The sequence below is a fragment of the uncultured Gordonia sp. genome, from assembly GCF_937858515.1.
Taxonomy (GTDB): domain Bacteria; phylum Actinomycetota; class Actinomycetes; order Mycobacteriales; family Mycobacteriaceae; genus Gordonia.
On sequence record NZ_CALLZT010000194.1, the window covers coordinates 1 to 4659 of the forward strand.

The 4659-nt window shown below is 64.9% G+C and carries 5 protein-coding genes; 3 read left to right on the forward strand and 2 right to left on the reverse strand.

Annotation, left to right across the window (positions count from 1 at the left end; all coding sequences use genetic code 11):
- Window positions 1-139: 139 nt before the first annotated feature.
- Both Q0627_RS18635 and Q0627_RS18640 read right to left on the reverse strand, forming a co-directional pair.
- Window positions 140-1462, reverse strand: coding sequence for a class I SAM-dependent methyltransferase (locus tag Q0627_RS18635; protein WP_291020297.1), 1323 nt, complete (start codon window positions 1460-1462; stop codon window positions 140-142).
- Window positions 1459-2841, reverse strand: coding sequence for an FAD-binding oxidoreductase (locus tag Q0627_RS18640; RefSeq protein WP_291020311.1), 1383 nt, complete (start codon window positions 2839-2841; stop codon window positions 1459-1461). The genes Q0627_RS18635 and Q0627_RS18640 overlap by 4 nt, the downstream gene beginning before the upstream one ends.
- Window positions 2842-2946: 105 nt before the next feature.
- Between Q0627_RS18640 and Q0627_RS18645 the strand changes: the two genes are divergently transcribed.
- From Q0627_RS18645 to Q0627_RS18655, 3 genes are read left to right on the forward strand one after another with little or no spacing between them, the layout of a single operon-like run.
- Window positions 2947-3387 carry an SRPBCC family protein gene (locus Q0627_RS18645; RefSeq protein ID WP_291020295.1) on the forward strand — a complete coding sequence of 147 codons (441 nt, stop codon included), beginning with the start codon at window positions 2947-2949 and terminating at the stop codon, window positions 3385-3387.
- Window positions 3384-4304 (forward strand): pseudouridine synthase, encoded by a 921-nt coding sequence (locus tag Q0627_RS18650; RefSeq protein ID WP_291020293.1) that lies wholly within the window; start codon window positions 3384-3386, stop codon window positions 4302-4304. The genes Q0627_RS18645 and Q0627_RS18650 overlap by 4 nt, the downstream gene beginning before the upstream one ends.
- Window positions 4301-4657, forward strand: coding sequence for a hypothetical protein (locus Q0627_RS18655; RefSeq protein ID WP_291020291.1), 357 nt, complete (start codon window positions 4301-4303; stop codon window positions 4655-4657). Before Q0627_RS18650 ends, Q0627_RS18655 begins: the two co-directional genes overlap by 4 nt.
- Window positions 4658-4659 lie beyond the last annotated feature (2 nt).

Below are 4659 nucleotides of genomic sequence, written 5' to 3' on the forward strand. Positions count from 1 at the left end.
AGGTGTGTGGTCGCGACTGTGCTTCTTGAGGTGTTTGGGGTGAAGGTGTGTGGTTGTGGCTGTGCTTCTTGATCCCTGAGGGCTGTCGCGCGAGCTTGCGAGCCGACTGCGTCTCGAAGGGTCCGGTGAGGCGAGGCTCCTAAGCCTGCCACCAGGGGCGCAGGGGGAGATGGTTGCTGCCCTGGTCGTCGAGCTTGGTGGCGAGGACGTGGTGGAGCTGAACGATGTTGCGGTCGAAGCCGATCCGGCAACCCGCCATGTACAGGCCCCACAGGCGGGCGGTGCCCTCACCTACTTCCGCGACCGTCTCGTCCCAATGCTCGACGAGGTTGACGTTCCAGTCGCGCAACGTCATCGCGTAATGCTCGCGCAGATTCTCCTCGTGCACCACTTCCAGGCCACCGATGTCCTGGATCTTGGAGATGATCTTGCCCGACCCGGTCAGCTCGCCGTCGGGGAAGACGTATCGGTCGATGAATGTGCCCGCCCGGTTGCGGTTCGGATTGTCGGGCCGGGTGATGCAGTGGTTCAACAACATTCCGCCCGGGCGCAGCTTGTCCCGCATGAATCCGAAATACGCCGGATAGTTACCGACGCCGATATGTTCGGTCAGACCGATCGACGACACCGCGTCGAAATCGCCTTCCGGCACATCGCGGTAGTCGCTGTGGCGGACCTGCGCGAACTCGCTCAAACCCTCGTCGACGATCGCCTTCTGCGCCCACTCGGCCTGCTCCGCCGACAGCGTCGCACCGATCGCGTACACACCGTGGCGGGCCGCGTAGCGCACCATCGAGCCCCAGCCGCAACCGATGTCGAGCAGCCGATCGCCCGGCCGCAGGCGCAGCTTCTCGAAGATCAGACGGTACTTGTTGTCCTGCGCCGCCTCCAGTGAGGCGTCCCGGTCGGGATACACCGCGCACGTGTACGTCATCGACGGGCCGAGCACCCACTCGTAGAAGGCGTTGGATACGTCGTAGTGATATGAGATCGCCTCGGCATCACGGGTTTTTGAATGGCGCAGACCTTCGGCGAACCGGCGCCAGCGCGGCACCGCCTCCTGTGGCGGTGGGGCGATCGGTTTGAAATGCTCCAAGCCCAGCGACAGCGCCACGTTCGCCAGTTGCAACGGTGACGGCTTCTTGAACTTCAGGTCGCTCGCCAGTGCCTGCAATGCCGGATACGGATCACCCGGATGCGTGCCCACCAGTTCCAGGTCGCCGGAGATGTACGCACGTGCCAGGCCCAGATCGCCGGGTGCGGTCACCAGATAGGTTGTGCCGCGCGGGGTTTTCAGATCCAGCCCGTACCGGGCGTCCTCGGGTCCGGCGGAGCTGCCGTCGTAGGCGGTGATGCGGACCGACAGGTCGCCGCCCATCATCGTCTCGAGGATCTCGGCCAGCGTCAGCCTGCCCGCCCCGTCCTCCTGCGATCGTGTCGGTTGGTCCTTGTACGTGGTCATTGTCGCTTCACCGCCTTCGAGTAGAGATCGAGTAGCCGTCCGTCCGGGTCGTACCGCTTCTTGAGGATCCGATAGTTCTCTCCACCATACAGAAGATCGAATTCTTCACGGTCGTAGAATGATTCGGAATAGAGTGACTTGTGGCCGTCCAATTTCGCGACCCTGCGCTCTATGAGTTTGTTGGTGAACCCCGGGTCGCCCGGCGTCGCCGGCACTCCTGACCAGAACCCGACATTCACATACGTCCGGTCCGGCTCGAGAGGGTAGAGCGGCCAACGCCGCGAGTCTGCTTGCGGGGTGGCGGAGTCTTCACGTAAACGCAACGGACACAGCCAGATCGGTTCAATGGGGACGTTCTTGAGGAACCATTCGACGTAGGCGGCGGTGTTCTCGATGGGGACCTCGATGTCCTGTACCACCCGCTCGCTCGGCGGTAGCCCCTTGCGGGCGTTGAGCTTGTCGCCGATGTTCCAGCGATGATCGTAGGCGATCAGTTTCCAGTAGAAACTGCTGCGTAGCAGCCGTTTCGGCCACCACCGCCGTACCTTCGGGTTCTGTGCGCCGAATGCGCGCGAACACCAGAACCAGTCGGTGTCCCAGCGCCACAGATAGTCGCTGATCGTGAGCCGGTCGGTGGTGCGTTCCTGAACGGACCGATAGAAGACGTCCATTCCGGTGTAATCACTGACGGTCCCCGGCTTGTCGGTCTGGCGGCCCAATGTCAGATATGACTCTCCGGCACTGAACACCACGCCGTCGAGGTAGTCGACGCGTTCACCGTCGTGACTGCCGTCGGCGACGATCCGGTCCATCGCGTCCTGCAATTCGCCGATACTGCCGAACCTGATGTGCCGCAACGTGACAAAGGGTGCGACGGACTCCAGCTCGATCCGCAACCGAACCGAATATCCCAGCGTGCCATACGAATTGGGGAAACCATGGAACAGGTCGGCGTATTCGTTGGTGGGAGTGGCGGTGACGATGTCGCCGGTGCCGGTGAGAACGTCTATCTCCGTGACCGATTCGTGCGGCAGACCGTTGCGGAACGACGTCGACTCGATACCCAGGCCGGTGACCGCACCACCCAGCGTGATCGTTTTGAGCTGCGGCACCACTTTTGGCGCAAGTCCGTAGCGAAGCGTGACGGCGACCAACTCTTCGTAGGTGCACATGCCCGCGACATCGGCTGTGCGGGTGGCCGGATCGACGGAGATCACCCCGCCCAGACCGGACACATCAAGGCCCGGATTGGGGTTTACGGCACGTTTGCGGAAAAGGTTCGATGTCTTCTTCGCCAATCGGACAGTGGCCCCGGGCGGGATCGCCCGATAGCTCGCGAGGAGAGCGCGAACCCCCTCGCTGAATGCCTCCGGCCCCATCTCCCGCGTCACAGACACCACTTCGTTAGCCTAGGACGGAAGCCGGGAGGCCGCCAATCAGGCCATGCCGTCAATCGCACACCATCGAAAAGGAGGCCCATCGGAATGGGTCAGGTTTCCGCAACACAGTCCATCGACGTCGCCGCCACGACCGACGCGGTAATCGGCGTGCTCGCCGATTACAACGACGCACGCCCGGCGATCCTGCCCGAGCAGTACCGCGACTACCAGGTCGTTTCGGGCGGCAACGGCGACGGCACCGTCGTGCACTGGATCCTGCAGGCCACATCCAAGCGTCAGCGCGACGTCAAGGCGAGCGTCCGGGTCACCCCCGACACCATCACCGAAACCGACGCCAACTCGTCGATGGTCACCACCTACACGGTCAAGCCGTCGGGCAGCGGTTCCACCGTCACCACCACGACGTCGTGGACCGGGGCCGGGGGCATAGGCGGCTTCTTCGAGAAGACCTTCGCCCCGAAAGGCCTGAACAAGATCCAGGCCGCCCTGCTGGCCAACCTGAAAGCCCGCGTCGAACGCGCGTGAGCCGTAGGACGCGGCCGTCGCCGCTGCCACCACGCGACGGCGTCGACGCGACGCGCGTGGTGGTGCGGGCCGACGGGCTCAGCGTCGGCGAAGCGCTGCTCGCGGCGCCGTCGCTGGCCGGGCTCGACCCAGCAGCGCTGGAAAGCCGAGCCCGTGCCGGCGAGATCGTCGACATCGACGGCCGGGCGCTGGACCTGGAACGGCCGGTCCGGCGCAACACCACGATCTTCCTGTACCGGGAGCTGCCCGACGAACCGCCCATCCCGTTCGATCTGCCGATCCTGCACCGCGACGACAACATCGTCGTCGTCGACAAACCGCATTTCCTGGCGACGATGCCGCGCGGACGGCACGTGGTGCAGTCGGCGCTGGTGCGGTTGCGCCGCGAACTGGGCGTCGACGAGATCGCGCCCGCGCACCGGCTCGACCGGCTCACCGCCGGGGTGCTGCTGTTCACGCTGCGCCCGCAGGTGCGGGCCGGCTACCAGTCGATCTTCGCCGAACGCAGGGCCATCAAGGAGTACCGGGCACTCGCCCCGGTCCGTCCCGAGCTCGCCGGAACCGTCACCGTCCGCAACCGCATCGAGAAAACGGCCGGTGACCTGCGGGCACTCGTCGTCGACGGCGAGATCAACGCCGTCAGCGACATCACCCTCATCGACGCGCGAATCGGTCTCTACCGGCTCGTCCCGCACACCGGGCGCACCCATCAGCTGCGCCTGCACATGGCATTGCTCGGCGCGCCCATCGTCGACGACCCGCTGTACCCGGACGTCCGCACCGACCTGGCCGCGCTTCCCGACGACGGCGATTTCACCCGGCCGCTGCGGCTGCTGGCGTCGTCGCTGGCGTTCGACGACCCGATGACCGGTGAGCGCCGCGAATTCGTCAGCCGTATGAGTCTGGGGGTTCCATGAGTATCTACGCGTCCTACGAACACCATCGGGACCTGGCCTGCGAGGCGGTCGTGTTCATCGACGACGAGTCCGACGCGTGTTTCCAGATCCAGCGTGACCTGCCCGACGGCGAGTACTGCGTCACCACCGGAGCATCGGCACCCGTGTACGGGGCGATCCGCCAGTGGCGCACGCGTGACACCACGGCAGGAGGCGCCACTTTCGAGTTCGCGTTGATACCCAAAGCCGGGCGGCTGTTCGGCGACAATTTGCTGTCGTTCGAGGTCACCGCCGTCGACATCACCGTCGATGAGCTGTCGACGCATGTCGGGCGGCTGCTGGCGGGGGTGCCTCGTCTACCCTGGTCGGTGTGAGT

Excerpts from the sequence above, each read along its gene's own strand:
- Q0627_RS18645 (WP_291020295.1), top strand. The coding sequence starts at position 2,947 with ATGGGTCAGGTTTCCGCAACACAGTCCATCGACGTCGCCGCCACGACC.
- Q0627_RS18635 (WP_291020297.1), bottom strand. The coding sequence starts at position 1,462 with ATGACCACGTACAAGGACCAACCGACACGATCGCAGGAGGACGGGGCG.
- Q0627_RS18640 (WP_291020311.1), bottom strand. The coding sequence starts at position 2,841 with ATGGGGCCGGAGGCATTCAGCGAGGGGGTTCGCGCTCTCCTCGCGAGC.
- Q0627_RS18655 (WP_291020291.1), top strand. The coding sequence starts at position 4,301 with ATGAGTATCTACGCGTCCTACGAACACCATCGGGACCTGGCCTGCGAG.